The sequence below is a fragment of the Acinetobacter sp. YH12126 genome (assembly GCF_013418745.1).
Taxonomy (GTDB): Bacteria; Pseudomonadota; Gammaproteobacteria; order Pseudomonadales; family Moraxellaceae; genus Acinetobacter; species Acinetobacter amyesii.
Map to the genome: position 1 here is coordinate 318,003 of NZ_VPBM01000002.1, position 15,450 is coordinate 333,452.

Annotated in this window: 12 protein-coding genes; 7 read left to right on the top strand and 5 right to left on the bottom strand. The window is 43.0% G+C overall.

The features are described from left to right. Positions 1-38: 38 nt before the first annotated feature. Complete coding sequence (locus tag FTU62_RS01550) at positions 39-734, bottom strand: ion channel (protein WP_180008803.1); 696 nt, start codon at positions 732-734, stop codon at positions 39-41. 252 nt (positions 735-986) lie between these two features. Between FTU62_RS01550 and FTU62_RS01555 the strand changes: the two genes are divergently transcribed. Then, positions 987-1,208, top strand: coding sequence for a hypothetical protein (locus FTU62_RS01555; RefSeq protein WP_180101635.1), 222 nt, complete (start codon positions 987-989; stop codon positions 1,206-1,208). Positions 1,209-1,449: 241 nt separating this feature from the next. Here the strand turns inward: FTU62_RS01555 and FTU62_RS01560 are convergent, their stop codons facing one another. After that, on the bottom strand, positions 1,450-3,165 hold the full coding sequence (locus FTU62_RS01560; RefSeq protein ID WP_180101638.1) for a cation acetate symporter: 1,716 nt from the start codon (positions 3,163-3,165) through the stop codon (positions 1,450-1,452). A gap of 1 nt (position 3,166) precedes the next feature. After that, positions 3,167-3,499, bottom strand: coding sequence for a DUF485 domain-containing protein (locus tag FTU62_RS01565; RefSeq protein ID WP_078193192.1), 333 nt, complete (start codon positions 3,497-3,499; stop codon positions 3,167-3,169). Between the two features lie 181 nt (positions 3,500-3,680). Between FTU62_RS01565 and FTU62_RS01570 the strand changes: the two genes are divergently transcribed. Continuing rightward, positions 3,681-7,169 carry a PAS domain-containing hybrid sensor histidine kinase/response regulator gene (locus FTU62_RS01570; protein ID WP_180101640.1) on the top strand — a complete coding sequence of 1,163 codons (3,489 nt, stop codon included), beginning with the start codon at positions 3,681-3,683 and terminating at the stop codon, positions 7,167-7,169. Positions 7,170-7,598: 429 nt separating this feature from the next. Beyond that, positions 7,599-8,366, top strand: coding sequence for a hypothetical protein (locus FTU62_RS01575; protein WP_180101642.1), 768 nt, complete (start codon positions 7,599-7,601; stop codon positions 8,364-8,366). 171 nt (positions 8,367-8,537) lie between these two features. Here the strand turns inward: FTU62_RS01575 and FTU62_RS01580 are convergent, their stop codons facing one another. Then, complete coding sequence (locus FTU62_RS01580) at positions 8,538-9,188, bottom strand: response regulator transcription factor (protein ID WP_078190543.1); 651 nt, start codon at positions 9,186-9,188, stop codon at positions 8,538-8,540. Positions 9,189-9,562: 374 nt separating this feature from the next. Here FTU62_RS01580 and msuE point away from each other — a divergent pair, with 374 nt between their 5' ends. The 4 genes from msuE (at position 9,563) to FTU62_RS01600 (ending at position 14,094) form a co-directional block, all read left to right on the top strand. Next, positions 9,563-10,294 (top strand): FMN reductase, encoded by a 732-nt coding sequence (msuE, locus tag FTU62_RS01585; protein ID WP_180101644.1) that lies wholly within the window; start codon positions 9,563-9,565, stop codon positions 10,292-10,294. Between the two features lie 39 nt (positions 10,295-10,333). Further along, positions 10,334-11,440, top strand: a complete 1,107-nt coding sequence (gene sfnG, locus FTU62_RS01590; protein WP_078190545.1) for a dimethylsulfone monooxygenase SfnG — start codon at positions 10,334-10,336, stop codon at positions 11,438-11,440. 496 nt (positions 11,441-11,936) lie between these two features. Continuing rightward, complete coding sequence (locus FTU62_RS01595) at positions 11,937-13,355, top strand: deoxyribodipyrimidine photo-lyase (RefSeq protein WP_180101646.1); 1,419 nt, start codon at positions 11,937-11,939, stop codon at positions 13,353-13,355. A gap of 124 nt (positions 13,356-13,479) precedes the next feature. Further along, positions 13,480-14,094 (top strand): riboflavin synthase subunit alpha, encoded by a 615-nt coding sequence (locus tag FTU62_RS01600; RefSeq protein ID WP_180101648.1) that lies wholly within the window; start codon positions 13,480-13,482, stop codon positions 14,092-14,094. Between the two features lie 71 nt (positions 14,095-14,165). Here FTU62_RS01600 and FTU62_RS01605 read toward each other — a convergent pair whose 3' ends face one another. Then, positions 14,166-15,344 (bottom strand): acyl-CoA dehydrogenase family protein, encoded by a 1,179-nt coding sequence (locus FTU62_RS01605; RefSeq protein WP_180101650.1) that lies wholly within the window; start codon positions 15,342-15,344, stop codon positions 14,166-14,168. Positions 15,345-15,450: the final 106 nt, after the last annotated feature.

Here is a 15,450-nt window from a genome sequence, read left to right on the forward strand (position 1 = left end):
CAAAAAGGACGCATTTGCGTCCTTTTTTTATTCTGCCATTATTTGTCTTTAGGCTCATGGCGTTCCGGTAAATGGGCAATATATTGCAAAGCAATTAAGCGAGAAACGATGAGAGCCAAATACATCACTCCACAAAACATTTGAAGCATAGCCAACACCCGTGCAGGCGCACTCACAGGCATGAGATCTGACAAGCCCGTTGCAGACTGCAAACTAAAACTTAAAAATAGTAAATCTAACCACGACTGCATACCCGGCTCTGCAGGATTTACAAAACTATCCGGATAAATCAGCTGACAAATACTATAGAGAAAAGCAAAACCCCATGCGATGAGGGTAAATACTGCCCCTGCTGCAAAAAGTTCATCTTTGGTTAAATAGCGATCGGCAAACATATAGCGTAATAAGCCATAGGCTGCACTAAAATATGCGCATGCTTCAAAACCATGCGCAATAATTTGAATATTGGGATGATTTACACCGAGCATAATCAAAGTAGAAAACAATACGGCGCAGCCAACAAAACTCAGTCCTAGAATCGTAAACATTGGAGTTTGGCGAATCACTTTGGCAATGATCAATAGTACTGACACCCCAAGTACCCAAATCAGCGCACGAAAAGACAGACTTTCTCGGGTAATCGCGGTTAAAACCAAGATCAGAAACTGCACCAGTAACAGCCATGCTGAGGGTAAAAGTCTAAAGCTTTTCCAAAAATCTACAAAACCTTGCATTATTTTCAATCTCTATATTTTTTTTCATGCGCTGAAATGATCGATCTGAAGCATCATCAACTGATTGATTTTAAATTAGCACGAAGTGAGTTTTTTTTATTGCAAAAATTTGTTGATCTTAATCTGAAAAAGCATCCATATGAGCACTGTTCTAGCTGGGTTTCTTATTACCAAAGAGGTTCAAAAAACCTACTGTAAGTTTCAGTTTTCAGGCACATATTCAAAGGAATCTCCTGCGTGGTAGATTTCATTATGAAAAAACATCTCGTATTTGCACCCCTCTGTCTGCTCATGCTCTCTGCCTGTACACAAAACAGTCCGCTCCTCAAAGGCCATAAAAATTATGTGGGGACTTGGCAAAACAACCACAGTGAATTAGTGATCAAATCGTCGGGCGAAGTGACGTATTACCATCAAGAACATACTGAAAAAAGTATTGCCAACCAAACCTTCAGTGGTGCTGAACAGTCGTGAATAAAAGCCCATTTGAGCAGTTTTGGTGATCAGAGCTTTAGCATCGGTCAGGATAATTTCTCTCAACAATTCACCATTCAGCGCTCGCCTTATCAAGATGATCAAGGCCATTGGAAAATGTCGATCAATGGAGAAAATTATACACGCAAATAGGACAGAGATTTGTCTACAAACCTCTGCGTCATATCATTCACTAAATATAAAAAAAGCCCCTTATTAGGGGCTTTTTAGGCGATTCAGATTAGTGATCTGAAGCACCAGAGATACCAATACCAGTTTGTGAACGTACATACTGTGCATCGAATGCTTTACGCTCAGCTTGTGCTTGTGCTGAATTATCAGTCACAGAGAACAACCAGCAGCAGATGAATGCCAATGGCATTGCAAAGATAGCAGGACCATTGAATGGGTTAATTGGTGTTTCAGAGATTGCGAATGTATCTACCCAAACTGCTTTAGACAATACAATTAGAATCACGGCAGTTGCTAGACCAACCACACCACCCATCACCGCACCACGCGTCGTTAAACCTTTCCAGAACATCGACAATACAAGCACTGGGAAGTTTGCACACGCTGCTACAGAGAATGCAAGACCGACCATGAATGCAACGTTTTGTTTCTCGAATAAGATACCTAAAATCATTGCGAAGATCGCAAGACCTAAAGTCGCGATTTTAGACATACGAAGTTCAGATTCAGGTGTAGTTTGACCTTTCTTGAATACGTTTGCATACAAGTCATGTGAAATTGCTGAAGCACCTGACAATGTTAGACCTGCAACTACTGCAAGAATCGTTGCGAATGCTACCGCTGAAATAAAGCCCATGAACAAGTCACCGCCCAATGCATCAGACAAGTGAACCGCTGCCATGTTGTTACCACCAACAAGTTCTAACTTGCCAGTTACAGCCATTTTCGCTACATCAAGAAATTGTGGGTTGTTCGATACATAAAGGATCGCACCAAAACCGATGATGAAAGTCAGTAGGTAGAAGTAACCAATGAAACCTGTAGCAACAACTACTGATTTACGTGCTTCTTTTGCATCTTTTACAGTAAAGAAACGCATCAAAATGTGTGGAAGACCTGCTGTACCAAACATCAATGCAAGACCTAGAGAGATCGCATCAATTGGGTTGGCTGCAAGTTTACCTGGACCCATAATGTTTGCAGCTTCAGCTAAAGATACGTCATGTACTTTAGAGAAAACTTGGATCGATTGAGTGAACATTTCAGAGAAGCTGAAGCCCACGCCTTTCATGACCATGAATGCCATGAAGCTTGCGCCAGAAAGTAGCATCACTGCTTTAATGATCTGTACCCAAGTTGTTGCCAACATACCACCGAAGATTACATAAGCCATCATCAGTAGACCAACGATCACAACCGCAATGTTGTAGTTCAAACCGAATAGCAGTTTAATCAACTGACCTGCACCCACCATCTGTGCAATCAGGTAGAACGCTACAACCACAAGCGAGCTTACTGCTGCAAGGGTACGGACAGGTTTCTCAGCTAGACGGAATGACACCACGTCAGATAAGTTGAACTTACCTAAGTTACGCAGACGCTCAGCCACCAAGAACAATACGATTGGCCAACCCACCATAAAGCCCAATGAATACAGCAAGCCGTCAAAGCCTGAACTGAATACCATTGCGGAAATACCGAGAAACGATGCTGCTGACATGTAGTCACCGGCAATCGCTAAACCATTTTGGAAACCCGAAATACCACCACCGGCAGTATAGAAGTCTGCAGTGTTGGTGGTTTGCTTCGCTGCCCATTTGGTAATAAACAAAGTCAAGCCAACAAAAATTGCGAACATGATAATCGCATGCCAGTTGGTTGCTTGTTGCTGTGCTTCACCTAAATCTGGTCCAGCCATTGCCATGCTTGACATGAGCAGAGCAGGAGCCGCTAATACTATTGCTTTCAATGAATTCCATTTCATCTTAGTGCGGTCCTTTTTCTTGAGTAATTGCTTCTACTTCACGCATTGCTTCTGCGTTTAATGCATCCAACTTGTTGTTTGCAATATACGAATAAACACCACACAGTAAGAATGACAATACGATAATGCTTAGACCTAATGGCATACCAATCGTGGTCACACCACCACTCACGGATTGCATCAAGAACTCTTTGTTATAGCCCACAAGTAGCATAAAGCCGACATATACCACCAACATAATGATCGTCAAAGTCCAGCTCAACTTACTTTTACGGCTGACCATTTCCTTAAATTTTGGATTCTGTAGAATTTGTTCTACCTGTCTCTCATCCATAATATTCTCCTTACGCCGAACCTTGGCGCGTAATTTTCTAATTCGAATTATTTCGAAGCTAAACTTACCAATGTTCCTTATCTCTTGTAATTTAGACTTTGGTCGTTAAATTTTGATCAATAACCTCCCTAAGCCTATGGATGCGTTATCATTAAGCGAGAATTAATATGCTGCAGGCTCTATGAATAGTTGGCTTATCGTCGGGGTATTGGCCCTTTACATCGCATTACTCTTTGTATGTGCATTCTTTGGTGAAAAGCATGCCAGCAGGCTCAGTACTCGCGGCAGAATGCTTCTCTTTAGCCTAACTTTAGGGGTTTACTGTTCATCTTGGACATTTTATGGCGCAACAGGTGCCGCCGTTCGTGAGGGCATTATTTTCCTGCCAATTTATCTGGGACCGCTGCTATTTGTTGCGCTCGGCTATGATATTTGGCGACGTTTAGGGCGTGTCCGTCAGCATCATGCCATTTCATCGATTGCCGACTTTGTAGCAGCACGATATGGTAAAAGTGGCCCCTTAGCATCACTGGTCACGATCCTTGCCGTAATTGCCATTATTCCCTATTTAGCCTTGCAGCTACGTGCGATTGCCTTAAGTGCAACAGTCATTTTAGAACCGACCGCTGGTCTGACAGGTACCACCAATAGTGTGCTGTTTTTGACCGGTGTATTGGCGATTTTGGCCATGATGTTTGGGACACGACAGATTGCTAATACTGAACAGCACGGTGGCTTAATGTTGGCTGTGGCATTTGAGTCCTTCGTCAAGCTGTTTGCACTACTTGCAGTTGCATTTTTCTTTGTTTTTGAAGCACCTGAAAACATGGCGCAAATCAGCCATGACATTAGCAGTACATTTAAAGATGTCCAGCTCAAAGGTGTGCCAGAAAGCTTCTGGATTCAAACTTTATTGGCTGCTTTAGCAATTATTTGTCTACCACGTCAGTTCCATGTCGCGGTAGTTGAACTACGTGATGAAAAGCATATCCGTGGTGCTCGTCGTTGGTTCGCCATTTATCTGATTTTAACCATTATCGCGATCATCCCGATTGCCAGTTGGGCGCTGCATGCAGCACCGGCTTACTTGGCAATACCCGATGTTGCCGTGCTCTCACTGCCTTTAAGTTATAACCAAGACTGGTTGACCTTACTTGCATTTCTCGGTGGTTTTTCAGCTTCGACAGGTATGCTGTTGGTGTCGTCAGTGGCCTTATCCATTATGCTCAGTAATGACTTGATCATGCCTGCACTGTGGCGTACACGCTTATTGTCACGTCATGACAAACGCCTACCACTCGTACTGAAATTCACACGTCGTGTGTGTATTTTAGCAGTCATGTTATTGGGCTTCTTGTTCTTCCATTTCTTCAATGACATTGACCAATTATCGGTATTTGGCCTATTGGCCTTCAGTGCTGTGGCACAGTTTGCACCGGCGCTAATTGGTGGTTTGTATTGGCGTGGCGGAAGTAAGCAAGGTGTATATGCGGGTCTGTTGGTCGGTTTTGGCATGTGGGCTTATACCCTGTTATTACCAACCGTATTGCGTAGCTTACCTGAACAATTTAAAACATTTACCGAAAATCTTTTAAGTCAGGGTCCGCTAGGCTTGAGTTGGTTACGTCCTGAAGCACTGTTAGGGTTTGAATCTTTCGATCCACTTACCCATGGCGTAGTTTGGGCACTCGGTTTAAATATCACCCTCTATATTTGGATTTCCCGCGTCTTCCGTCCAAGTGTTGCCGAGCAAATTCAGGCCGAAAGTTTCTTTTATTATGAAACCAAGCCCCTTCCTGCTCAAAGTACATCGAATGACATCAGTTATATTCACCATGATGTGGCGCGCTTAAAAGTAGGTGATCTGATTACTTTGGCAAAACGCATTACCGGTGAAGGTCCAACCATGCGTGCCTTCAACCAGTTCTGCGCACAAAACAATGTCGTTTTAAATGAAAATAGCAGCGCCAACGGCATGTGGTGGCGTTTTACCGAACAGTATCTTGCCGGCACCATCGGTGCGGCATCTGCCCGTACCTTACTCACCACAGCCATGGTCAATAATGGTTTAGCACTCGGTCAGGTCGCCAATATTCTTGACCAAGCCTCACAGTGGCAGCGCTTTAACCAAAACCTGATCATGACCATGATCGACCATATGACTCAAGGTGTGTCCGTGGTTGATGAAAATATGTGTTTGGTGGCATGGAACAATCAATACCTCAAACTGTTTGATTATCCAAAAGACATTGTCTATGTCGGTTGCCCAATTTCAGATTTGATTCGTTATAACGCTGAACGCGGCGAATGTGGTCCCGGTTCAGTCGAAGAACATGTGCGTAAACGCATGCATTGGATGCAAGTCGGCAGCGCACACGAATTTGAACGAATTCGTAAAGATGGTCGTGTAATTCAGATGCGCGGGAACCCAATCGAAGGCGGTGGTTTCGTCACGACCTTTGCCGATATTACCGCATTCCGTGAAAATGAAGCCTTGCTTGAAGGGCGTGTACAAGACCGTACCCAACAGTTGGCAGATGCCCTGTCCGAACAACAATTGGCACGTGAGCAAGCCGATAAAGCCAATATGTCGAAAAGCCGCTTTATTGCTGCAGCAAGCCATGACTTATTGCAACCGATGCATGCTGCGCGCCTGTTTAGTACCGCCCTCGAGCAAAGCGTACAAAATGATGATGATCGTAAAACGCTTCAGCAACTTGATCGTGCGCTGCATGGTGCGGAAAGTATGCTCTCTGCCCTCTTGGATATTGCACGACTCGAAGGTGGAACGATCCAGCCGAAACGTCAGCCTTATCCGCTGCATGACTTACTCAGCGACCTTGAACTGCAATTTAAATCGATTGCAGCACAGCGTAATATCAAACTGACCGTACACGATGCTCAGTTCTGGATTGACACGGATCCACAGTGGATTCGTCGTATTATCCAAAACTTCGTCAGCAATGCCCTACGCTATACAGCGCGTGGTCGTGTTGTGGTGGGTGTGCTACGTTCAGCACGTCCGGGGCATATTCGTATTGGCGTTTGGGATACAGGTCCTGGGATCGCGGAAGAACAGCGCATTAAGTTGTTCCAAGAGTTCGAACGCTGTGGACACACCTCTCCATGGGGCGAACAGGGTCTGGGCTTAGGTTTAGCCATCGTGCAACGCATGACCAGCCTACTCGACTACCCAGTACATGTGTTCTCAGAACTTGGTCATGGTTCATGCTTTATGATTGAAGTCCCTGTAGTCGCTGCGCCAAAAGTGGTCGCTGCACCGACTCAAGCCGTTCCGCTGAAAACCAAAGCCTATAAGATTCTGTGCTTAGACAATGATGAAACGATTTTAGAAGGTATGTCGACCTTACTGACCAAATGGGGCTATCAAGTCTTTAAGGCCACTGAACCTGAACAGGCCATGGAGTTAATTCAACAAGAAAATATTCAAGTTTGGTTGGTTGACCAACACTTAAATAATAATAAGATCGGTCTCGACTTTATTTTAGATAACCGTCAGGAAAATGTCCCTGTGGCGCTGATTACCGCAGATTCTGATCCTGAATTACCGCAACGTCTAAAAGAGTTAAACATCGTCTTACTGAAAAAACCGTTGAAACCGGCTTCACTCCGTTCATGGTTATCTGGTTTGAAGATTTCAAATCAGTAGCGCTGTTACATGACATCGCTCTGTGAAAAATAGCCCATTTCATTCACATGAAATGGGCTTTTGTTTACCTTGTTCTTACTTAAACTTACCTAACTGGCAAAAAAATTTGTCTCAGCGGCAAGATCATTCAAAATAGCCCCGACATTTCGTCTATTTATTAGCCATAAATATCAAATTTAGATTGCCTATGGCAAAAGATATCGAATGCATGAGTGAACACTTGTACACTTAGTTACAATTAAAAATCTATTTGATTTAACTCAGTATTTTATAAGTTAAAATAAAAACTAAAACTTTAGTCGTATATTTAGCTGCCACCGTTCGTTTTAAAAATATTCATAAGAAGTTGATCAGTTTCAAGCCAATTCAAGAAGCGTCATAAATCAACACTTGAGAAGCTGATCTCCCCCTCATATTAGGAGTGATCTTGTGAATATTTCAGAAACAATGCCGCATGGTTTTGATCAAAATCTACAGTTTCATCGTCAGTATGGTGCCAATGCCATTTTGCCAGAGATCGATTGGCGTCAGCTATTTAAGTTCAGCAAATTAAGTGATGTGCATGTCGAAGCGCTAGAAACGCTCTATCGCAGTGCCGTTCCTCTTGCGTTACAGGTATTTGACGAACTGAATTTTGATGTCTTTGCACCAAATGCCTACAAACCCCAAGGTCTTGGCTTATTCGATCGACTGGCAGAACAAGAAGATCTACTGCTGCAAAATTTAGAAGCAGAATCCAATAGCTTAGGTTTGGACACCCGTCATCAGATTTGGAGCATGCTACTGCGTGGTGGTGCGGTCTTAGTATTTAAAGCTTGGCTCGGTAAAGTCAAAACCGACAAAAACCAGCTGGATAAAACACAGTTTGATGAATTATCTGATTTACTGTTTATTAAAACAGCGCCATTTGAATTGGCACAACGTTTAAATGTCGATGCCAACTCCAAGCAAGACCATATCTTCCTGATGTACGACAATGATGTCTATCTGGACCGTTTTAACAGCTTAGAAACTGCAGCCCTATTTGTGGATTTGGGTGTTTATGATGCTGCTTTTCTAAGTTTACGTGATGACCGTGTCGCGGATTATCTCAAAGCGCGCGGCTATGTGTCCGATGAACAAATTGATGAACTGCAATGTGCGCTCAATCCTTTGTATTGTACCGATCTGACGCCTAAGCAAGACTATATTGCTTAAGTTGAAGTGGTCTGTTTAAGTCATTGTTAAGTTGCATTGCTCTATTGCATTTAAACCGCATGTAAAGACCAAACGGCATTTAAAATGCGAAATGATCTAGCGCCAGCCTTAGTGCTTAAACAGCAAAAAAAAGACCTCCACGATGGAGGTCTTTTTTTTTTGAAAAAATCCTTAGATTTTCTTTTCTTCAATATTCAATGCATTAATTGCCAAAACAGCTTGGGTTCGGTTTTGTACGCCCAACTTACGGAAAATTGCCGTCACATGTGCTTTGATGGTTGCTTCAGACACATCCAACTCATAGGCAATTTGTTTATTCAACAAACCTTCCGCCACCATCATTAACACACGGAATTGTTGCGGTGTTAAAGACTGAATACGTTCTGCCAATGCTGTTTCATCTGCAGCACGTGGGTCAAAGTTCATGTTGGCAGGTAAATTTGGTGGCAACCAAATCTCGCCTTCTAAGACTTGACGAATCGCTTCACCAATGTGGCTTGGATGCGCAGATTTTGGAATATAACCCATCGCACCATGTGCAATTGCACGTTGGATAATCGACGCTTCTTCATGCGCAGAGACCACAATGATTGGAATCGATGGATATTGTGCGCGAATATGCACCAAGGCAGAAAAGCCTGAAGCACCCGGCAAGTTTAAATCCAATAACACAAGATCAGGCTCAGGGCCATTTTCAAGACGTTCATAGCATTCATTGACTGCTGCAGTCTCATGAATTTGCGCCTGAGGCAAACTATAACGAACCGCCTGAATTAAAGCATGACGAAACAGCGGGTGATCATCAACGATTAAAATATTCATAAGCAACGTGAGAGATCTTGTGCACAATGACCCTATTCTAACCACACATGCTATGTGAAGGATATGCAAGAACTTATTTTTTTGCATTTAAAATGTAGATTTTCACCTAAAATGCGTCTTTTTTCGCATTTTCTATAAATCTTTAAATCTAATCATATTTTCATATAAATTTTATCAACACAGTAAAAATGCTTATAGCTAAGCATTATATGTTGAAATATCAACAGTTTAAAATTTGATATTTCACGAATCTTGTGGTTTTTCCAACATATCTAAAAATCAGATAACTTTTCTGATTTTCGTTATTTTACAGTGATCCACCCATCGGGATTAATAAAAGGCATTCCGAGAAACCACACTTTTAGGTTTAAAAAATGTCTCAAGTTAATCTACAAAAACCCCTGAATATTGTTGCTGTGTCAGGTGGTCTAAACAATCCATCTAAAACCGAAGCTTTGGTACAAGCCATTGTTAATGAACTCGGTGATGCAACTCCAATCAATGTGCATTTTATTAAGTTTAGTGAAATTGGCAATTTATTAGGTGGCGCGATTTACCGTAACCAATTGCCACAACGTGTACAAGATGACCTTGCTGCCGTTGAAGCTGCTGATGCACTGATTGTTGGAACACCCGTTTACCGTGCTTCATTTACAGGTCTGTTTAAACACTTCTTTGACTTTGTCGAACAAACTGCATTGGTCGATGTTCCTGTCTTGCTTGCAGCTTCGGGTGGTTCTGAACGCCATGCCTTAGTGCTTGAACATCAATTGCGTCCATTATTCAGTTTCTTCCAAGCGCAAACATTACCGATTGGGGTCTATGCAACAGACCGTGATTTCACCCCTGAATATACCATTCATAGTGAATTACTCCGTGACCGCATTACTTTAGCTGTAGCACGTGCGCTGCCGATTTTGGAATGGGCTCCAGCCAAAGGTCAGCGTGCTGAAGTGGTGAAAGCCAAGTCTCAACAAGCCAACCAAAACTTGGGCATTAATAAGCAAATCGAGCAAGAAGAAGTCCTTCCTTCTGCAGCTGTTCCAAGTTTGGATGCCGCTGAAGCTCGACTGCATAGTAAAAAGCCAAAAACGCAAGTGGCCTAAACACCACAGCATAACAATTCGATCCCGAGGGTTTGCAAAATGTCAGTACAAGAAAAAAACATTACATTTGCGTACTGGGTACCAAACGTGAGTGGTGGTTTGGTGGTCAGTAATATTGAACAGCGTACCGATTGGAGCTATGACTATAACGTGCGTTTGGCACAAGCTGCAGAAAAAAGTGGCTTTGATTATGCGCTGACTCAAATTCGTTTTACAGCAGGTTATAACGCAGAGAATCAACACGAATCGGTGAGTTTCAGTCATGGAATTTTGGCCAAAACTGAAAAACTCAAAGTCATTGCAGCGATTTTACCCGGCCCTTGGAAACCGGCTCTGGCTGCAAAACAATTGGCGACCATCGATCATCTTACCAATGGCCGTATTGCAATCAATGTTGTAAGTGGTTGGTTCCGTGGTGAGTTTGATGCGATTGGTGAAGAATGGCCCGAGCATGATCAACGCTATGCACGCTCTGAAGAATTCATTCGTAGCCTAAAAGGCGTTTGGACGCAGGATAACTTTAGCTTTGATGGTAAATACTATCAATTTAAAGACTACACCCTATCTCCAAAACCGGTGCAAAAACCGCATATCGAAATTTTCCAAGGTGGCAGTTCACGTGCAGCACGTGACATGGCATCACGTGTTTCCGATTGGTACTTCACCAACGGCAATACCCCTGCTGAGTTGAAAAAGCAGATCGATGATATTCGTGAAAAAGCCAAAGCTAACAACCATCAGGTCAAAATCGGGGTGAATGCCTTCATTATTGCCCGAGATACGGAGGAAGAAGCCCAAGCGGTGCTTCAAGCTATTATCGATAATGCCAATACTGAAGCGGTCAATGCCTTTGGCGATGCAACTCGTGAAGCAGGTGCATCCACAAAAGAAGGCGAAGGTAACTGGGCAAAATCTACTTTTGAAGATTTGGTTCAATACAACGACGGCTTTAAAACCAATCTGATTGGCACGCCACAACAAATTGCCGAACGCATTGTGGAACTCAAAAGTGTAGGTGTCGATTTGGTTCTCTCAGGTTTTCTCCACTTCATTGAAGAAGTGGAATACTTTGGCGAAAAAGTGTTGCCACTGGTTCGTGAACTGGAAGCTCAACAGCAGCAAGTTGTGCAGGCTAAATCAGCATAATTGTTGATGGAGTCACAGCTCATGTAATCAGCATAATAATCACAACCGGCTCACTTCACTTTCCTCCCCTAAGGCTCGGCTTAGGGGATTTTTTATCTCGAGTACCATTTAAAGACATGCTCTGATTCTAGAAAATGAGCGGATCTGTAGACAAAGAAAAAGCCCGACATCCTGTCGGGCTTTTTCTATATGGATACTTAAGCATGACTCCTGTCTTGCTTCACAGTCCTGATGGTGAACACTTTGTTATTGTTTTATGTTCCGGAACGTCCTGTTCCTGTATGAGTTCATCTTAGGTAAAATTTAAAAGTGCGCCTAGCGTCAAAAACTTCGTTGCTTGTACGCTTAAGCTGACAGAATTGTGCGCAATAGGTTAAGTTAAACGATAGATATTATATGGTTTTTTATTAAAATCGATATTTTTTTAGATGATTTTATCACCAATTGACACCCCCGTAATTCCAGTGATATTTCCAACACAAACGAGGCAATAAATATGCAACTGGTTTGGTTTCGACAAGATTTAAGACGACATGACCATAGCGCACTGTGGCAGGCGACACAGTCTGGTCCAACGATTGCCTTTATTGCGCTTTCTCCTGAACAATGGGCAAGGCATGACGATGCCCCCATTAAAATCCATCGCTATCTTGCCCAACTGGAACTTTTGCGACAGCAATTGGCTGAGCTAAATATTCCACTGATTATTCAGCATATTCCCCATTGGTCAGACATCGCCAATGAGCTATTAACCCTATGTACTCAGCTCAATATACACACTGTTCATGCACATATTGAACATGGTGTGAATGAACTTAAACGAGATCGCGAAGTACAACAGTTATTAGAACAGCAGCACATCTCTGTTGAGCTGTACCATGACCGCACCCTGTTTCCTGTTGGCAGTATTCGCAATCAATCTGGACATCCTTATCAAGTTTTCGGTGCATTTAAGAAAAATTGCTACGAAAAATTGAGCATCAGTTTGCCTACTTGTTATCCCGCTATTGAAGCCCAAGCGGCTCTCGAACCGCATCCGCTGTGGCAAAATCAATTTGATTTACGTCCTTTTTATCCCACATCGCTGTTAGCTGCTCAAATCGAGCTTTGGCCGATTGGAGAAGATCACGCAATACAGTGCTTAGATGAATTTATTGAACAACATCTGCATCGTTATGCTGATGATCGGGACTTTCCTGCGCTCAATGGAACCAGTCGAATTGGCATGTATTTAAACTTGGGCATCTTGTCTATTCGCCAATGTCTGCAAGCCCTGTTTCGTGAACAAGGCGGCTATTTCCAGATCGACCACAGAGGACAACAAACTTGGCTCGATGAGCTGCTTTGGCGTGAATTTTACCAGCACATTTTATTTGACTACCCGCAAGTTTCTCAGCACCAGCCGTTTCAAACCAAAACATTAAAAATAAAATGGCGCCATGCACCACAAGACTTTGCTGCGTGGCAATACGGCCAGACGGGCATTCCGATCGTCGATGCAGGGATGCGTCAACTACTGGCTACGGGTTGGATGCATAATCGGGTGCGGATGATTTGTGCCATGTTCCTTAGTAAGAATCTACTGATCGATTGGCGGTTGGGGGAGCAATGGTTTATGCAGCACCTTGTCGATGGTGACTTAGCAGCCAATAATGGCGGTTGGCAATGGTGCGCCTCGACGGGTACAGATGCTGTACCTTATTTTCGGATTTTTAACCCGATCAGCCAATCTCAGAAATTTGATCCGAACGGGGATTATTTACGTCAATGGCTACCTGAACTGGCAGATTTGGATGCCAAACAAATTCACCAACCCTTTGCCAAAAATCCTCAACTGGAATTGAATTACCCTCAACCGATCGTCGATATAAAGCAGTCTCGCTTAACTGCAATTGAAACATTCCGAGCATTGTAGATATTGCCAAGATCGAACTGTTAGAGATCAAAACACTGTACTGAAATGGTCACTCTAAGGCATAGCCGAGCGTTCGTTTTGTCCCTACAATACAGAAAACGCAAATCATTTTAGAGACGCTCACATGTATACAGGCATCGTGCAAGGTTTAGAAAAAGTCTTAGAGATTCGTCAAGGCAATGGCTTCACAACCTTGGTGATTTCAAATCATCAGAATTTTTTTCATGATGTCTTTATCGGGGCAAGTGTAGCGATTAATGGCGTGTGTTTAACGGCTACACATATTGATTTGGCAGCCAACCAAGTGCATTTTGATGTTTCTGAATTGACCAATCAACTCACCACGTTAAAAGCACTCAAGGCCGGTGATGAAGTCAATGTCGAACGCTCAGCCAAAGTTGGAGCAGAAAATGGTGGTCACAATCTATATGGTCATATCGAAGGCACAGCCACGATCAAAAACTTAGAGCATCGCGGGGAAACCTTTCATCTCGATATTCACATTCCGGCAGGCAATATTAAATATTTCTTTCTCAAAGGTTTTATTGGACTCAATGGTTGCAGTTTGACTGTGAACCGTGTTGATCGTGCCAATAGTGAAATTTCAATCGATCTCATTCCTGAAACACTGCGTCTCACCACATGGAAAGATGTCCAAGTCGGTGATGCCGTGAATTATGAAATTGATCAAACAACGCGAACCTTAGTCGATACCTTAGAAAATATTCATCAGCGTTAAATCGACTGACAGCACATTGCAAAAAAGCCTCCAAAACGGAGGCTTTTTATTGGCTCATGTGCAATATACGTTTAAGAATAAAAACTTGGATCTGGCACTTTCGCTGTGAGCACCCATTCACCGACCTCCTGATATTTATAATCAATCGGATCGTGTAAGGTTTGGGTACGTACATTGCGCCAGAAGCGATCTAAATTTAGTTTGGCAGTTGTGGCACGTGCGCCCATCACTTGGAAAATATTTTGCGTAATGTACAGCGCACTATTGGTGGCCGAAATTTTGGCTGTTGCAATCGCAATAGAAACTTCTCCACGTTGTTCCGCCGTTAAAGCTTCACCAATCTCCCAAGCCCATTGCAAACGCTGAACCGCTTTATCTGCCAATAAACGTACACTTTCTAATTGCACATAAAACTCAGCAAAATGCTTTTGAATAAATGGGTCATTCACTGCATTTTCAACCAATGATTTTGACCATGCTTTTTGGTTTTGAACCGTCTGTTTTGCTGTTTCAAAAGCCCCTTCTGCCACCCCTAAAAACATATGCACAAAGATCAACTGTGCAATCAACGGACGTAAGCTTGAATACGGTGTACTCAAAGGCCCCGGGTTCAGTAGTAATTCATCTTTGGAAATTTTAACTTGTTCAAAATGGCTACTTCCACTGTCGGTTTGACGTTGCCCCATATTGTCCCAATCGCCGAGAAAACTGACGCCTTCACGTGCTGTAGGAATCACCCCGATCAATAATTTTCCATCTTCATTGAAGCCAGAACACAGCAAAATGTCTGAATCCATGGAACCCGAACAAAAACTTTTATCGCCATGAAAGACGTATTCGTGTTCAGACAGTTGCGTCGCTGTAGTACGACGGTCTAAGGGGTTTAAGGTATTGCCCCAAAATAAATGCTCACGTGCAGTCTGTTCAAACCACGGGCCATATTGCTCTGGCTGCGCGAACAACTGTACCGTTGCAATTAATAAATGATGGAAACCATAAACATGCGCCAATGAGCTATCCACTTGAGCAATGGTTTGAATGGTTTTAAAAATCGTCAGCCAATCTGCACCCTGTCCACCGTATTGCTGTCCAATGGACAATGCAAGTAAACCACTTTGACGAATCAAATCACGTTCAGCTTTGGGATTTCCCCCCTGCTTATCACGCTGAGCAGCCGTCGTGGCAAATTCTGCCGCCAGTTTTTGGGCAATATCGATTGGATCTTGAGTCAATGGAGTTGAAGCGTTCATATATCTGTCTGATTATTCTGTTACCGTTTTAGCTTAACAAAGTAGAGGCATTCAGCTTATCTCAATGCCTGCAGTCTATATCTGTAAAATCTATATCTAATGAAAT

Bases quoted from the DNA above. Each gene is read 5' to 3' on its own strand.
- msuE (WP_180101644.1), top strand. From the start codon at position 9,563: ATGTCTCAAGTTAATCTACAAAAACCCCTGAATATTGTTGCTGTGTCA.
- FTU62_RS01580 (WP_078190543.1), bottom strand. From the start codon at position 9,188: ATGAATATTTTAATCGTTGATGATCACCCGCTGTTTCGTCATGCTTTA.
- FTU62_RS01555 (WP_180101635.1), top strand. From the start codon at position 987: ATGAAAAAACATCTCGTATTTGCACCCCTCTGTCTGCTCATGCTCTCT.
- sfnG (WP_078190545.1), top strand. From the start codon at position 10,334: ATGTCAGTACAAGAAAAAAACATTACATTTGCGTACTGGGTACCAAAC.
- FTU62_RS01565 (WP_078193192.1), bottom strand. From the start codon at position 3,499: ATGGATGAGAGACAGGTAGAACAAATTCTACAGAATCCAAAATTTAAG.
- FTU62_RS01600 (WP_180101648.1), top strand. From the start codon at position 13,480: ATGTATACAGGCATCGTGCAAGGTTTAGAAAAAGTCTTAGAGATTCGT.
- FTU62_RS01605 (WP_180101650.1), bottom strand. From the start codon at position 15,344: ATGAACGCTTCAACTCCATTGACTCAAGATCCAATCGATATTGCCCAA.
- FTU62_RS01560 (WP_180101638.1), bottom strand. From the start codon at position 3,165: ATGAAATGGAATTCATTGAAAGCAATAGTATTAGCGGCTCCTGCTCTG.
- FTU62_RS01595 (WP_180101646.1), top strand. From the start codon at position 11,937: ATGCAACTGGTTTGGTTTCGACAAGATTTAAGACGACATGACCATAGC.
- FTU62_RS01550 (WP_180008803.1), bottom strand. From the start codon at position 734: ATGCAAGGTTTTGTAGATTTTTGGAAAAGCTTTAGACTTTTACCCTCA.
- FTU62_RS01570 (WP_180101640.1), top strand. From the start codon at position 3,681: ATGAATAGTTGGCTTATCGTCGGGGTATTGGCCCTTTACATCGCATTA.